Source organism: Enterobacter sp. MGH 24 (genome assembly GCF_000493015.1).
In the GTDB taxonomy this organism is placed as follows: domain Bacteria; phylum Pseudomonadota; class Gammaproteobacteria; order Enterobacterales; family Enterobacteriaceae; genus Enterobacter.
The window spans coordinates 1,371,304-1,385,781 of record NZ_KI535657.1 but is presented as its reverse complement, the minus strand read 5'-3'; the positions used below and the strand labels follow the sequence as shown (position 1 = coordinate 1,385,781).

Here is a 14,478-nt window from a genome sequence, read left to right as displayed (position 1 = left end):
ATTTTATTGAATCAAAAGTGAAGGTGGCTTTTTGTTGATGAGTTATTGAATCCGATGCCGTTTCTGTTGCTTAATCAATATCAACAGGACGCAGGAGTATAAAAAAATGAAAACCGCTTACATCGCAAAACAACGCCAGATCAGTTTCGTTAAATCCCATTTTTCCCGCCAGCTGGAAGATAAGCTTGGGCTAATTGAAGTCCAGGCGCCGATTCTGAGCCGCGTGGGTGACGGGACCCAGGATAACTTGTCTGGATGCGAAAAAGCGGTACAGGTGAAAGTGAAAACACTGCCCGACGCCCAGTTCGAAGTGGTTCATTCACTGGCGAAGTGGAAGCGTCAAACCCTGGGACAACACGACTTCAGCGCGGGTGAAGGGCTCTACACGCATATGAAAGCCCTTCGCCCCGATGAAGATCGCCTTTCTCCGATTCATTCCGTTTACGTTGACCAGTGGGACTGGGAGCGCGTAATGGGTGACGGTGAGCGTCACGTCGGCACGCTGAAGTCTACCGTTGAGGCGATCTACGCCGGGATTAAAGCGACCGAAGCAGCCGTAAGCAAAGAGTTTGGTCTGGCACCGTTCCTGCCGGATACGATCCACTTTGTACACAGCCAGGAACTGCTGAGCCGCTACCCGGATCTGGATGCTAAAGGCCGTGAGCGTGCGATCGCCAAAGAGCTGGGCGCGGTCTTCCTGATGGGTATCGGCGGCAAACTATCTGATGGCAAACGTCACGACGTTCGCGCGCCGGATTACGATGACTGGAGCACTGCGGGTGAGGGTGAATTTGCCGGGCTGAACGGCGATATTCTGGTGTGGAACCCGGTACTGGAAGACGCATTCGAGCTTTCTTCTATGGGGATCCGCGTGGATGCTGATGCGCTGAAGCGCCAGCTGGCGGTCACCGGTGATGAAGATCGTCTCAAACTCGAGTGGCACCAGGCGCTGCTGCGCGGTGAAATGCCACAGACCATCGGCGGCGGTATCGGGCAGTCCCGTCTGACCATGCTGCTGCTGCAATTACCCCATATCGGCCAGGTTCAGTGTGGCGTCTGGCCGCAGCAGGTGCGTGAAAGCGTCGGTTCTCTTCTGTAATTAACGCCGCCAGCGTCTGAGCAGGCGGCTACGCAACCCGGTATCAAAGCGCCAGATATGATCGAAGATGCGCATGATGCCGGGCTTTCCATGGGCGGACATCGCTACCGCATGAAAACGGTGCTGATGCACCCGCTGTAACTCCTTCACTTTATTCACCACGTCATCCGGCAGCCGCTGGGCAATAAAATCGGAAATCACCACCGCGTCAGCGTCGTACCAGTCGCCGCCCTGCATACGCTCTACAATGCTGCGAAAGCAGCTGGCCAGATCCGTGCCGCCGCGAAAACGCTGGCTCAAAAAGCGGATCGCCTGCTCGATACCCTGCTGGTTCGTCAATTCATAGCCCACCACCTCGCTGGAGAAGAGCATGATGAAGCAGCGGCGCCGATCGGCGAGCGCCACGCGCATCAGTGCCAGACAGAACGCCTTCGCACACTGCTCGTTAAACCCGCCCATCGATCCGGATGTATCCACGCAAACAATGAATGGCCCGCGCGGCTGTTCATCAAAATCCTGATGAATGACCGGCCGCTGGCTAAGCTTCTCGCGCCAGGATTCGCCATGCAGCCGGTAGGTGAGGAGCTGCTTTTCCACCAGCCGACGATAGAACTCATATTCCAGTTCGGTCATCCCCAGCGTGCTTAGCTCGGTCGGCAGCAGCCGTAAGATGTCGTCGCTTTGCTGCAATCCATCCACCTGCTCGGGCACGGTTGCCGGTTCGCGCACCAGGGTGCGGAAGGTTTCCATCGGGGCATCTTTCTTTGGGACCGACTTTGCCTCCCTTGAGCGCCCCAGCTGTTCTGCAAGCTTCATTAGCTCGGGCTGTTGCGTTAGAAAGTCGCCGTACTTGACGATCAGCTGGTAGTCACCGCGCTTCAACTGACCAGCGCTCATATCCCAGAGACGTCCTGCGGCGTTTTCATTTTCTACCAGCACCTCTTCAAGCTGGCCGCTGAGCGTCATCCGTTCCTGAACTTCGCTAAGCAGCTGTTCGCGCTCTTCATCCAGCAGCTGCTGGTTAAGGGTTGTGGCCTGAACGACCAGACTCAGCCGCCAGCGCTGTAAAAACAGGGTATGCAGCGCCGGGGTAAACGTGGCGTTATCCGTGACCAGCGCCCGCGCCTGGCTGGCAAAAGGAGAGTGGACTTTATCAAGCAGCGTAAGGGTTTGCGGTAGCTGGACGATAAACTGCGGTGTCGACAGCCGTTGGCACTGCTGGTAGCAAGCTACTTCTTCCGTTAACTCTGGGGGAACCTCGGTTTCCTTGAACCGCTGGCGAAGGGTTTCCCGCCAGCGCGGCAGATCGTCCGTCATCGCTTTTTTAAGCTTCGGGAATTTTTCAAAGAACGCTGCCAGCTGAGGCGAAGCCAGAAGGGTAATGACCACCTCTTCGATCAACCCTTCTTCGCTGACGGCCAGCATGACGTTAAGCGTATCCAGCGTTAGCATTGACGCGCCTGTTTGATCTGCGCGCTGACGTCCTGCAGGCTGGCTTCGATGCGACCTAACCAGTCGCTATGAATAAAGAGGCATTTTTGCTGCTCGCTAAAGCGGGTGTGCTGCTGATGCCATTCGGTATCCAGCGCTTCCAGCTGCTGCTTAATCTCTTCGGGCACGCTGTCGGAAGCGGTGCCCGGCAGAGCAAGACGCGAGCCCTGCAGGCTGACGTCGCGGATCACCAGATGCTGGCTGCTGTCCACTTCCATCGTCAGCGGCTGCGCGAAGCCAATGCCGTTGAGTTTTCCACGGATCTCACCGCCCTTATCCAGCCACTGCGCCAGCGCCTCGCGCTCAATCGTAATGTGGACCACCTGCATGTCATGAAGTTTGAGCGGCTGCTGGAGCAGCAGAGTCAGCGTCGGGCTGGTCAGCTCGGCGGGTAATTCATAGTGCGGTTTGCGGGCGAACATGCCTCCCAGGCGGTTCACTTTCAGCGCAGTTTTATCACTTTGCTGCTGCTGAAGCTGGATGCGCCGCTGGGCAATCGCCCCCAGCTGATTGAGCATTGCCTGCTGCCCCCAGGCGTGTCCGGTCATCAAAACGTCAAGCTGCTGCTGCATCAGGTTCATGCCTTCTGCATCGTGCCAGAGGCAGTCTTTGAGCAGGATCAGATCGATTGGCGCAACGGCATCACGCCCGCTGAACAGGGCGCTGGCCTGCAGCAGGCGGATCGCTTTTTTCCAGCGGCGATCGGAGACATAGGGCGCAGAAGGGAGGAGATCAAGCTGCTGACGCAGCAGATAGATCAGCTCGAAGACCGCGTCCGGCAGCTTGATTTTGCCAATATCCTGCTGCCACTGGTGATACTCCTCATCCGTCACCTGCAGCGAAGCGGATACCGGGTTTTCACTTTCATCCTGCTGGCTGACCAGCATGGAGCGGAAGTTGGCCTTATCCTGCACTTTGTCCAGCCACAGGCGGATCAGCATACGGTCATACAGCGCTTCCAGACTGCTGTCGGCTTCAGGCAGTTCGTTAGAGGCGGCCACCAGCAGGCGCATCGGGATTTTCTCTTCACTGGCACCGTTACGGAACCGACGTTCGTTTATCGCCGTGAGCAGGGTGTTCAGAATAGCCGGTCCCGCTTTCCAGATCTCATCGAGAAAAACAATCTCAGCCTCCGGGAGATACCCTTCTGTAAGACGCTGATAGCGCCCCTCATCTTTCAATGCCTGAATGGAGAGCGGGCCAAAAACTTCTTCTGGGGTGGAAAACCGGGTCATGAGATATTCGAAGGCGCGGGCGTTCTGAAAAGCAAATTTTAGCCTGCGGGCGATCAGGCTTTTGGCAATGCCCGGCGGTCCCAGCAAAAACACGCTCTCACCGCTCAACGCCGCCAGTAAACAGAGGCGGATGGCGTGGCTACGCTCGAAAAGGCCTTTCTCCAGCGCGCTGCTGAGGCGGGAAATTCTTTCTGCTAATAAATGTGAGTGAGCCATAATAGTTTTGCATCCTTTCGCCGTCGTGGCGGCCAATTGAAGCGAGTATAGACGTTTCAGTCAGGGCTGGTAATAGACTGAAGTGCGGCGCAATTTTCTTTGCGCTACATTAATGCGGTTGCATTTAGGGGTACGATTTTGCAATGAATCGTGCATACTGTGCGCTTTTTGTGGGCCAAGGGACCGGGAACACATTTGTTATTTAAACGAAAAGACTAGTCTATGAGCACTGATAATAAGCAATCATTACCCGCAATAACGCTTGCGGCGATCGGGGTTGTCTACGGTGATATCGGCACCAGCCCGCTTTATACGCTTCGTGAATGTCTGTCCGGCCAGTTTGGCTTTGGTGTTGAACGCGATGCCGTGTTTGGCTTCCTGTCCCTCATTTTCTGGCTGCTGATCCTGGTGGTTTCCGTTAAATATCTCTCCTTCGTTATGCGCGCTGATAACGCGGGCGAAGGCGGTATCCTGACCCTGATGTCCCTTGCCGGGCGTAATACCTCGGCCAGAATGACCTCAGTGCTGGTCATTATCGGCCTGATTGGCGGCAGTTTCTTCTACGGGGAAGTGGTGATAACGCCAGCTATCTCGGTGCTGTCGGCAATAGAGGGGCTGGAGATTATCGCGCCACAGCTGGATACGTGGGTGGTTCCGCTCGCTATCATTGTCCTGACGCTGCTTTTCGCTATTCAAAAGCACGGCACCGGGCTGGTGGGTAAACTGTTTGCACCGATTATGCTGGCCTGGTTCCTGATCCTGGCGGCGCTTGGCTTGCGCAGCATTATCGCGAACCCGGAAGTGCTGCATGCGCTGAACCCTTACTGGGCCGTGCATTTCTTCCTTGAATACAAAGTGGTGTCCTTCGTGGCGCTGGGGGCCGTTGTGCTCTCCATCACCGGTGTGGAAGCGCTGTATGCTGACATGGGCCACTTCGGGAAACTGCCTATCCGCGTGGCATGGTTTATTGTGGTGCTCCCCTCGCTGGTGCTGAACTACTTCGGTCAGGGAGCGCTGCTGCTTAAAAACCCGGAAGCGATCAAGAACCCGTTCTTCCTGCTGGCGCCTGACTGGGCGCTGGTGCCGATGCTGATCCTGGCGACGCTGGCGACCGTCATTGCCTCCCAGGCGGTGATTTCCGGCGTGTTTTCTCTGACGCGCCAGGCCGTGCGTCTGGGCTATCTGTCACCGATGCGCATCATCCATACCTCAGAGATGGAGTCGGGTCAGATCTACATCCCGTTCGTTAACTGGCTGCTCTATTTCGCTGTTGTCATTGTTATCGTCAGCTTCGAGCACTCCAGTAACCTGGCGGCGGCGTACGGTATTGCGGTAACCGGTACGATGGTGCTGACATCGCTTCTCTCCACCACGGTGGCGTACCGAAACTGGCACTGGAATAAATTCCTCGTGGCGATGATTCTGGTAGGCTTCCTGTGCATCGACGTGCCGCTGTTCTCTGCGAACCTCGACAAAATTGTCTCCGGTGGCTGGCTGCCGCTGACGCTGGGTCTGGTGATGTTCATCGTCATGACCACCTGGAAAAGCGAGCGTTTCCGCCTGCTGCGCCGCATGCATGAGCACGGGAACTCTCTGGAGGCGATGATCGCTTCTCTGGAGAAATCCCCGCCGGTTCGCGTGCCGGGGACCGCGGTATACATGTCTCGCGCGCTGAACGTCATTCCGTTCGCGCTGATGCATAACCTCAAGCACAACAAAGTGCTGCACGAGCGCGTGATCCTGCTGACGCTGCGCACCGAAGATGCGCCGTATGTTCATAACGTCCGTCGCGTGCAGATTGAGCAGCTGTCGCCGACCTTCTGGCGCGTGGTGGCAAGCTACGGCTGGCGTGAAACGCCAAACGTGGAAGAGGTGTTCCACCGCTGTGGCCTGGAAGGGCTGAGCTGTCGGATGATGGAGACGTCGTTCTTTATGTCGCACGAGTCGCTGATCATCGGCAAGCGCCCGTGGTATCTGCGCCTGCGCGGCAAGCTGTACCTCATCCTGCAGCGTAACGCCCTGCGTGCGCCTGACCAGTTTGAGATCCCGCCTAACCGCGTGATTGAGCTGGGAACGCAGGTCGAGATCTAAGTCTTTGTACGGCCTGATGCCCTCACCCCGACCCTCTCCCACAGGGAGAGGGCGCAAACATAAAAAACGGTAACCTTGGGGTTACCGTTTTGCATTTACCTCCATTCCATTTCACTTAGCGAAACGTTTCGACGTCGATCACAAATCTGTTACGTCATGATGGTTTTCTGAACATTTCTGGGGCTACACTACTTTTAGCGAAACGTTTCGCTAGTGGAGCAAGAAAATGAAGAAAGGCACGGTTCTCAACTCAGAAATCTCATCGGTTATTTCCCGTCTTGGGCATACCGATACGCTGGTGGTTTGCGATGCAGGCTTACCGGTTCCGCGCAGCACAACCCGTATCGATATGGCGTTAACGCAGGGTGTTCCTTCGTTTATGCAGGTACTGGAAGTCGTGACCGCGGAGATGCAGGTTGAGGCGGCCATTCTCGCGGCGGAAATCAAACAACATAATCCGCAACTCCACGAAACGTTGCTCAGCCACATTGAGCAACTGCAACAACACCAGGGAAACACCATAGAAATTCGTTACACAACGCACGAGCAGTTCAAACAACAAACCGCAGACAGTCAGGCGGTGATTCGCAGCGGGGAGTGTTCCCCGTATGCGAATATCATTCTCTGTGCTGGCGTCACCTTCTGAGGCCATCATGGACGCATTACTGCAACTCAAAGGGATCGATAAGTCGTTCCCGGGCGTAAAAGCCCTCTCCGGCGCGGCGCTGAACGTCTACCCCGGGCGCGTGATGGCGCTGGTGGGCGAAAACGGTGCCGGCAAATCCACCATGATGAAAGTGCTGACCGGTATCTACCAACGCGATGCAGGTTCACTCGTCTGGCTGGGCAAAGAGACCACCTTCACCGGCCCGAAATCCTCTCAGGAAGCGGGCATCGGTATTATTCACCAGGAGCTGAACCTCATCCCTCAGCTCACCATTGCGGAAAACATCTTCCTCGGCCGCGAGTTTGTTAACCGGTTCGGCAAAATCGACTGGAAAACCATGTATGCCGAAGCAGACAAGCTGCTGGCGAAGCTGAACCTGCGCTTTAAGAGCGACCGTCTGGTAGGCGATCTCTCCATTGGCGATCAGCAGATGGTGGAAATTGCCAAGGTGCTGAGCTTTGAGTCGAAGGTCATCATTATGGATGAACCAACCGACGCCCTGACCGATACCGAAACCGAATCCCTGTTCCGCGTGATCCGCGAGCTGAAATCGCAGGGGCGCGGGATTGTCTATATCTCTCACCGTATGAAAGAGATCTTCGAAATCTGCGATGACGTCACCGTCTTCCGCGACGGGCAGTTTATTGCCGAGCGCGAAGTGGCGACGCTGACCGAAGATACGCTCATCGAAATGATGGTGGGACGTAAGCTCGAAGATCAGTATCCGCATCTGGATAAAGCGCCGGGTGAGATCCGCCTGAAGGTAGACAACCTCTGCGGTCCGGGTGTGAACGACGTGACCTTTACCCTGCGCCAGGGCGAGATCCTGGGCGTGGCGGGCCTGATGGGTGCCGGACGTACCGAGCTGATGAAAGTGTTGTACGGCGCACTGCCGCGCACCAGCGGTTATGTCACCCTCGACGGTCATGAAGTGGTCACCCGCTCTCCGCAGGATGGCCTGGCGAACGGCATCGTCTATATCTCTGAAGACCGTAAACGCGACGGTCTGGTGCTGGGGATGTCGGTAAAAGAGAACATGTCCCTGACTGCGCTGCGCTATTTCAGCCGCAGCGGCGGTAGCCTGAAGCATAAAGATGAGCAGCAGGCGGTGAGCGATTTTATCCGCCTCTTCAACGTCAAAACCCCATCGATGGAGCAGGCGATTGGCCTCTTATCCGGCGGTAATCAGCAGAAAGTGGCGATTGCGCGCGGGCTGATGACGCGCCCGAAAGTGTTGATCCTCGACGAGCCAACCCGCGGCGTGGACGTGGGCGCGAAGAAAGAGATCTATCAGCTGATTAACCAGTTTAAGGCCGACGGTCTGAGCATCATTCTGGTCTCTTCCGAGATGCCAGAAGTATTAGGCATGAGCGATCGCATTATCGTCATGCATGAAGGGCATCTCGGCGGTGAATTCACTCGCGAGCAGGCCACCCAGGAAGTTCTGATGGCTGCCGCTGTGGGCAAGCTTAATCGCGTGAATCAGGAGTAAGAAGATGACTACCCAGGCTGTTTCTGGTCGCCGCTATTTCACAAAGGCATGGCTGATGGAACAAAAATCGCTGATTGCCCTGCTGGTGCTGATCGCGATTGTGTCCACCATGAGCCCGAACTTTTTCACCGTTAATAACCTGTTCAACATTCTGCAGCAGACGTCGGTGAACGCCATTATGGCGGTCGGCATGACGCTGGTGATTTTGACCTCGGGTATCGATCTGTCCGTCGGTTCCCTGCTGGCGCTCACCGGTGCGATCGCCGCTTCGATTGTCGGCATTGAGGTCAACGCGCTGGTGGCCGTGGCCGCTGCCCTGGCGGCAGGCGCGGCGATTGGTGCCGTAACCGGCGTGATTGTGGCAAAAGGCCGCGTTCAGGCGTTCATCGCCACGCTGGTGATGATGCTGCTGCTGCGCGGTGTGACCATGGTTTACACCAACGGCAGCCCGGTCAATACCGGTTTTACCGATAACGCCGATCTGTTTGGCTGGTTCGGTATCGGTCGCCCGCTGGGTGTCCCGACGCCGGTCTGGATCATGGCTATCGTCTTCCTGGCGGCGTGGTACATGCTGCACCATACCCGTCTGGGCCGTTATATCTATGCGCTGGGCGGTAACGAAGCGGCAACGCGCCTGTCCGGTATCAGCGTTAATAAAGTCAAAATTATCGTTTACTCCCTGTGCGGTCTGCTGGCGTCACTGGCAGGCATCATCGAAGTGGCGCGCCTCTCCTCCGCGCAGCCGACGGCGGGTACAGGATATGAGCTGGATGCTATCGCGGCAGTGGTTCTGGGCGGTACGAGTCTTGCGGGCGGTAAAGGTCGCATTGTTGGGACATTGATCGGCGCACTGATTCTCGGTTTCCTGAATAATGGTTTGAATTTGTTAGGTGTTTCCTCCTATTACCAGATGATCGTTAAGGCAGTGGTGATTTTGCTGGCGGTACTGGTAGACAACAAAAAACAGTAACTGACGACACTACAGGACATCTTATATATGAACATGAAAAAACTGGCTACCCTGGTTTCTGCTGTCGCGCTGAGCGCAACCGTAAGTGCTAACGCCATGGCGAAAGACACCATCGCGCTGGTTGTCTCTACCCTGAACAACCCGTTCTTCGTCTCCCTGAAGGACGGTGCGCAGAAAGAAGCGGACAAGCTGGGCTACAACCTGGTGGTTCTGGATTCACAGAACAACCCGGCGAAAGAGCTGGCTAACGTTCAGGACTTAACCGTTCGTGGCACCAAAATTCTGCTGATTAACCCAACCGATTCTGATGCCGTAGGCAACGCCGTGAAGATGGCAAACCAGGCGAAAATTCCGGTAATCACCCTGGACCGTCAGGCGTCTAAAGGTGAAGTGGTCAGCCACATTGCCTCTGATAACGTGCTGGGCGGCAAAATCGCGGGTGATTACATCGCGAAGAAAGCCGGTGAAGGCGCGAAGGTTATCGAACTGCAGGGGATTGCCGGGACTTCCGCGGCCCGTGAACGTGGTGAAGGCTTCCAGCAGGCTGTGGCTGCACATAAATTCAACGTGCTGGCCAGCCAGCCGGCCGACTTCGACCGTACTAAAGGTCTGAACGTTATGCAGAACCTGCTGACCGCGCATCCTGACGTGCAGGCCGTGTTTGCACAGAACGACGAAATGGCGCTCGGCGCGCTGCGTGCTCTGCAGACCGCAGGTAAATCTGATGTGATGGTTGTCGGATTTGACGGCACGCCGGATGGTGAAAAAGCAGTAAACGATGGCAAACTGGCTGCGACCATCGCTCAGCTGCCTGAGCAGATTGGCGCCACTGGCGTTGAAACTGCCGACAAAGTGCTGAAGGGCGAAAAAGTTCAGGCCAAATACCCGGTTGACCTGAAGCTGGTCATCAAGCAGTAAAAGGCGAATCAGGCAGTCGCTGGCTGCCTGAGGGACACCAATAAAGAAAAGTGTGGCATACGCCACCGGGTAACACCGGTGGCGCTCTCAGATGGACAACCCAACCATGAAAACCGCAGGCAACCTCGTCGTCCTTGGCAGTATCAATGCCGATCACATTCTTAACCTTGAATCGTTCCCTACACCGGGCGAAACCGTCACGGGTAACCAGTACCAGGTGGCCTTCGGCGGTAAGGGCGCAAACCAGGCTGTCGCTGCCGGTCGCAGCGGGGCGAACATTGCGTTTATCGCCTGCACGGGTGATGACGATACCGGTGAGCGCGTACGCAAGCAGCTGGCGAGCGACAACATTGATATCGCACCGGTCAGCGTGGTTGCAGGGGAATCGACCGGCGTGGCGCTGATTTTCGTCAACGCGGAAGGTGAGAATGTCATCGGTATTCATGCTGGGGCTAATGCCGCGTTAACGACGGAGCGCGTCGAAGCGCAGCGTGGAATCATCGCCGGAGCGGAAGCCCTGCTGATGCAGCTGGAGTCACCGGTTGAAAGCGTGCTGGCCGCTGCCAAAATTGCGCATGAAAATCATACCACTGTCGTACTTAACCCGGCCCCAGCCCGTGTATTATCAGACGAGCTGCTGGCGCTGGTGGACATCATTACGCCGAACGAAACCGAAGCCGAAAAGCTGACGGGCATTCGCGTTGAAAATGATGACGATGCCGCGCGAGCCGCGCGTGCGCTGCACGATAAGGGCATCGGCACCGTGATTATCACCCTGGGGAGTCGTGGGGTGTGGGCAAGCGTCAATGGCGAAGGCCGTCGCGTGCCGGGCTTTAAGGTCAAAGCGATTGATACCATCGCGGCGGGAGATACCTTCAATGGTGCACTGGTGACCGCGCTGCTGGAAGGCAAAAGAATGGATGACGCTATCCGCTTCGCCCACGCTGCCGCCGCGATTGCGGTGACGCGCAAGGGGGCCCAGCCTTCCGTTCCGTGGCGTAAAGAGATCGATGAATTCTTAAGTCAGCAGGGGTAACGCTTGGCCACAATGAAAGATGTCGCCCGCATGGCGGGCGTTTCTACCTCGACGGTCTCTCACGTTATAAACAACGATCGCTTCGTCAGCGAGGCGATTCGGGAGAAAGTTGAAGCTGCGGTAAAAGATCTCAACTATGCGCCGTCTGCGCTGGCGCGCAGCCTTAAGCTCAACCAGACGCGCACCATCGGTATGCTGATCACCGCCAGTACCAACCCCTTTTATTCAGAACTGGTTCGCGGCGTGGAGCGCAGCTGCTTCGAGCGTGGCTACAGCCTGGTGCTGTGCAATACCGAGGGTGACGAGCAGCGTATGAATCGTAACCTGGAGACGCTGATGCAAAAACGCGTCGACGGGCTACTCCTGCTCTGCACCGAAACGCACCAGCCTTCGAAAGAGATCATCCAGCGCTATCCCTCGATTCCCACAGTGATGATGGACTGGGCGCCGTTTGATGGAACCAGCGATCTCATTCAGGATAACTCCCTGCTGGGCGGTGATATGGCGACGCAGCATCTGATTGATAAAGGCTATACCCGCATCGCCTGTATTACCGGCCCGCTGGATAAAACTCCGGCGCGTTTGCGTCTGGAAGGGTATCTCTCCGCCATGGAACGAGCAGGACTCGCCATTCCTGATGGCTACCGGATCACCGGCGACTTTGAATTTAACGGTGGCTTCGAGGCAATGCAGAAACTGCTGACGCAAGCGCAGCGCCCGCAGGCGGTCTTTATTGGTAACGATGCAATGGCGTTTGGTGCCTATCAGGCGTTGTACCAGGCGGGACTACGCGTGCCGGACGATATGGCGGTGATTGGCTACGATGATATCGAACTTGCCCGTTACATGACGCCGCCGCTGACCACTATTCATCAGCCGAAGGATGAACTGGGCGAGCTGGCCATCGATGTGTTGATCCACCGTATGGCGCAGCCCACGCTGCAGCAGCAACGCCTGCAGCTTACTCCTGTTCTGATGGAACGCGGTTCGGTTTAGCTTTCTCTTTGTGACGCTCTTTAATCAGGTTTCGGCCGTCTTTCGGTTTTAACAGCATAAAGACCAGCGCCGATACCACGGTAAGTGCGCCCATGGTGATAAAGGTATAGTGGAACTGCTCAACGGTATTTGCGCTGTCGAAACCCTCATAAAACCTCAGCACTGCTGCACTCACGGCAACCCCTAAACTGATCGACAGCTGTTGCGTTACCGCCAGCACGCTGTTGCCGCTACTGGCGTTCTCGTCGGTCAGGTCCGCAAGGGTGATGGTGTTCATCGACGTGAACTGCGTTGACATCGCCATCCCCAGCACAAACAGCGGCAGGATCAGCATCCAGACGGGTAACGCCGCGGATTGCAGCGAGAACTGCGCAATCATCAGGCCGATAAAGACCGTCACGCCGACCAGCGTCTTACGATAGCCAAACCAGCGTAGCACCTGCGTCACGGTGGATTTTGCCAGAATCGAGCCCATCGCCGTAGGCGCCATCATGCAGCCGGCAATCAGAGCCGGGTAGCCGAAACCCACCTGCAGCATCAATGGCATCAGGAACGGTACGCAGCCTGTTCCCAGACGTGAAGCAATGTTGCCCGCAATCCCTACGGAAAACGTTCGGGTGTTAAAGAGCCCGAGGGAGATTAACGGCGTCGGGTGACGGCGCGCGTGACGTATATAAAGAAGGAACAGCAGAATCCCGGCGAGGATGACGGACAGGGCCAGCCACGTCGCCACGATTTTCTCACCGAACAATTCCATCCCGCTGGAGAACAGAACCAGGCTCAGGCCAAACAGGAAAAAGCCGCCCATGTCGAAGCTGCGCCTTGGCGTGGTGAAGTTCGGCATATATTTACGGGCATACAGCAGCCCAGCAACGCCAATCGGAATATTAATCAGGAAGATCCAGTGCCAGCTTGCCCAGGTGACAAACACGCCACCGAGTACCGGGCCTAGAATCGGGCCGACCAGGCCTGGCATGGTGACGAAGTTGAGCACGGGAAGCAGTTCGCTCCTGGGGTAGGCTCGCAGCAAGGCAAGGCGCGCCACCGGCATCATCATCGCGCCGCCAATGCCCTGTAATACGCGGAAGATAACCAGCTCTGTTAAGGATGAGGAGAGCGCACAGGCCAGCGAACCGAGCGTAAAGAGCGTTACGGCCAGCATGAAAATTTTGCGGGTGCCAAAGCGGTCGGCCAGCCAGCCGCTGACCGGAATTAACATTGCGACCGTCAGGGTGTAGCTGATGATGGCGGACTGCATCGCCAGCGGGGAGCGATTAAGGCTTTGTGCAATAGCGGGAAGCGCAGTGTTGAGGATGGTGGCATCCAGTGCCTGCATAAAAAACGCCATGGCTGCAATCCACGGCAATCCGGCCATGCTGCGCGCTTTTTTCTTTGTCATTTATTTACCTGCTGGTGGGTTGGCGCGGCCAGCAATGCCTGGCACGCACTCAGGGCTCGCTGCCCGTCGCTTTCCTGAATGGCATCCACTATCGCCTGATGCAAATCCAGTTTTACCACTTCGTTTTGTGTAATAGAGGTAAAGTAGGTGTGGTACACCGAATGAAATAAAGAGGCAAAAGAGGTGAGGAACGGATTGGCGCTCATCATATAGATGTGTTCATGCCAGGCCATATCGACCTCAACCCAGCGTTCGCGGTTGAAGTGCTTTTTCAGGAACACCATCTCTTCCATTAGCACGTTAAGCTGTGCTTTCTGTTCTGCTGTTCCTAGCGTGGCGGCAAGCAGACACGCCTGAGGTTCAAGGCTGCTGCGCATCACCAGGAAGTGATCGACGACCTGATGAAAGTTATCTTCCGTCATCCACCAGGAGAGCAGCTCCTGATCGAGAAAATTCCAGTTACTCTGGGGCATCACGCGTGTGCCAATACGAGGACGTGGAAGCACCATACCTTTTGCCGTCAGGGTTTTCACCGCTTCGCGCACGGCGGTACGGCTCACCCCAAACTGCTCACCCAGCTCCATCTCACCCGGCAGGATGCTACCGGGGGCATATTTACCCGCTAAAATCCGCTGAGCCAGCTTTTCTGCCAGCACGTACGACAGGTTTTTTTGGGCGGCCAGCTGTTGTGCGCTTAATGGCATCGCTTTTATTCCTTAAAGATTCATGCTGATAATTATGCCACCTCGAATGTGATTGTGGTTGCAGATACATCAAATAGAACAATTTGTAGCTTGATTTCACCTCTATTGGTGAAAAAAAACGCGGACAGAATCTTTTTTTAAATTTCCTCTTGTCACATCGGAAT

12 protein-coding genes are annotated in these 14,478 nt (G+C 56.1%); 8 read left to right on the top strand and 4 right to left on the bottom strand.

The window, feature by feature from the left end; translation table 11 throughout:
• Positions 1-106: 106 nt before the first annotated feature.
• Positions 107-1,099: an aspartate--ammonia ligase gene (gene asnA / locus L370_RS15245; RefSeq protein ID WP_023333915.1), complete on the top strand. Its 993-nt coding sequence runs from the start codon at positions 107-109 to the stop codon at positions 1,097-1,099.
• Here the strand turns inward: asnA and viaA are convergent, their stop codons facing one another.
• Positions 1,100-2,551: an ATPase RavA stimulator ViaA gene (viaA, locus tag L370_RS15250; RefSeq protein ID WP_023333914.1), complete on the bottom strand. Its 1,452-nt coding sequence runs from the start codon at positions 2,549-2,551 to the stop codon at positions 1,100-1,102.
• A complete protein-coding gene (ravA, locus tag L370_RS15255) occupies positions 2,545-4,041 on the bottom strand; it encodes an ATPase RavA (RefSeq protein ID WP_023333913.1) in 1,497 nt (498 codons plus the stop codon). Before ravA ends, viaA begins: the two co-directional genes overlap by 7 nt.
• Positions 4,042-4,263: 222 nt before the next feature.
• Here ravA and kup point away from each other — a divergent pair, with 222 nt between their 5' ends.
• The 7 genes from kup to rbsR all read left to right on the top strand — a co-directional run bounded on the left by kup (position 4,264) and on the right by rbsR (position 12,211).
• Positions 4,264-6,132, top strand: a complete 1,869-nt coding sequence (gene kup, locus L370_RS15260; RefSeq protein ID WP_014881875.1) for a low affinity potassium transporter Kup — start codon at positions 4,264-4,266, stop codon at positions 6,130-6,132.
• Positions 6,133-6,358: 226 nt separating this feature from the next.
• The gene (rbsD, locus tag L370_RS15265; RefSeq protein ID WP_003862392.1) at positions 6,359-6,778 is read left to right on the top strand and encodes a D-ribose pyranase; all 420 of its coding nucleotides are present in this window, start codon (positions 6,359-6,361) and stop codon (positions 6,776-6,778) included.
• 7 nt (positions 6,779-6,785) lie between these two features.
• Positions 6,786-8,291 carry a ribose ABC transporter ATP-binding protein RbsA gene (gene rbsA / locus L370_RS15270; protein WP_023333912.1) on the top strand — a complete coding sequence of 502 codons (1,506 nt, stop codon included), beginning with the start codon at positions 6,786-6,788 and terminating at the stop codon, positions 8,289-8,291.
• Between the two features lie 4 nt (positions 8,292-8,295).
• Positions 8,296-9,261: a ribose ABC transporter permease gene (gene rbsC / locus L370_RS15275; protein WP_006808742.1), complete on the top strand. Its 966-nt coding sequence runs from the start codon at positions 8,296-8,298 to the stop codon at positions 9,259-9,261.
• Positions 9,262-9,288: 27 nt separating this feature from the next.
• Entirely contained in the window at positions 9,289-10,179 is an 891-nt protein-coding gene (rbsB, locus tag L370_RS15280) for a ribose ABC transporter substrate-binding protein RbsB (protein WP_023333911.1), read from the top strand.
• A gap of 106 nt (positions 10,180-10,285) precedes the next feature.
• On the top strand, positions 10,286-11,215 hold the full coding sequence (gene rbsK, locus L370_RS15285; protein WP_023333910.1) for a ribokinase: 930 nt from the start codon (positions 10,286-10,288) through the stop codon (positions 11,213-11,215).
• A gap of 3 nt (positions 11,216-11,218) precedes the next feature.
• Entirely contained in the window at positions 11,219-12,211 is a 993-nt protein-coding gene (gene rbsR / locus L370_RS15290; RefSeq protein ID WP_072163920.1) for a ribose operon transcriptional repressor RbsR, read from the top strand.
• On the opposite strand, the gene mdtD is transcribed toward rbsR, so the two are convergent.
• A complete protein-coding gene (mdtD, locus tag L370_RS15295; RefSeq protein WP_023333908.1) occupies positions 12,177-13,610 on the bottom strand; it encodes a multidrug transporter subunit MdtD in 1,434 nt (477 codons plus the stop codon). The genes rbsR and mdtD overlap by 35 nt on opposite strands.
• Positions 13,607-14,314, bottom strand: a complete 708-nt coding sequence (locus L370_RS15300) for a FadR/GntR family transcriptional regulator (protein WP_023333907.1) — start codon at positions 14,312-14,314, stop codon at positions 13,607-13,609. Before L370_RS15300 ends, mdtD begins: the two co-directional genes overlap by 4 nt.
• Positions 14,315-14,478 lie beyond the last annotated feature (164 nt).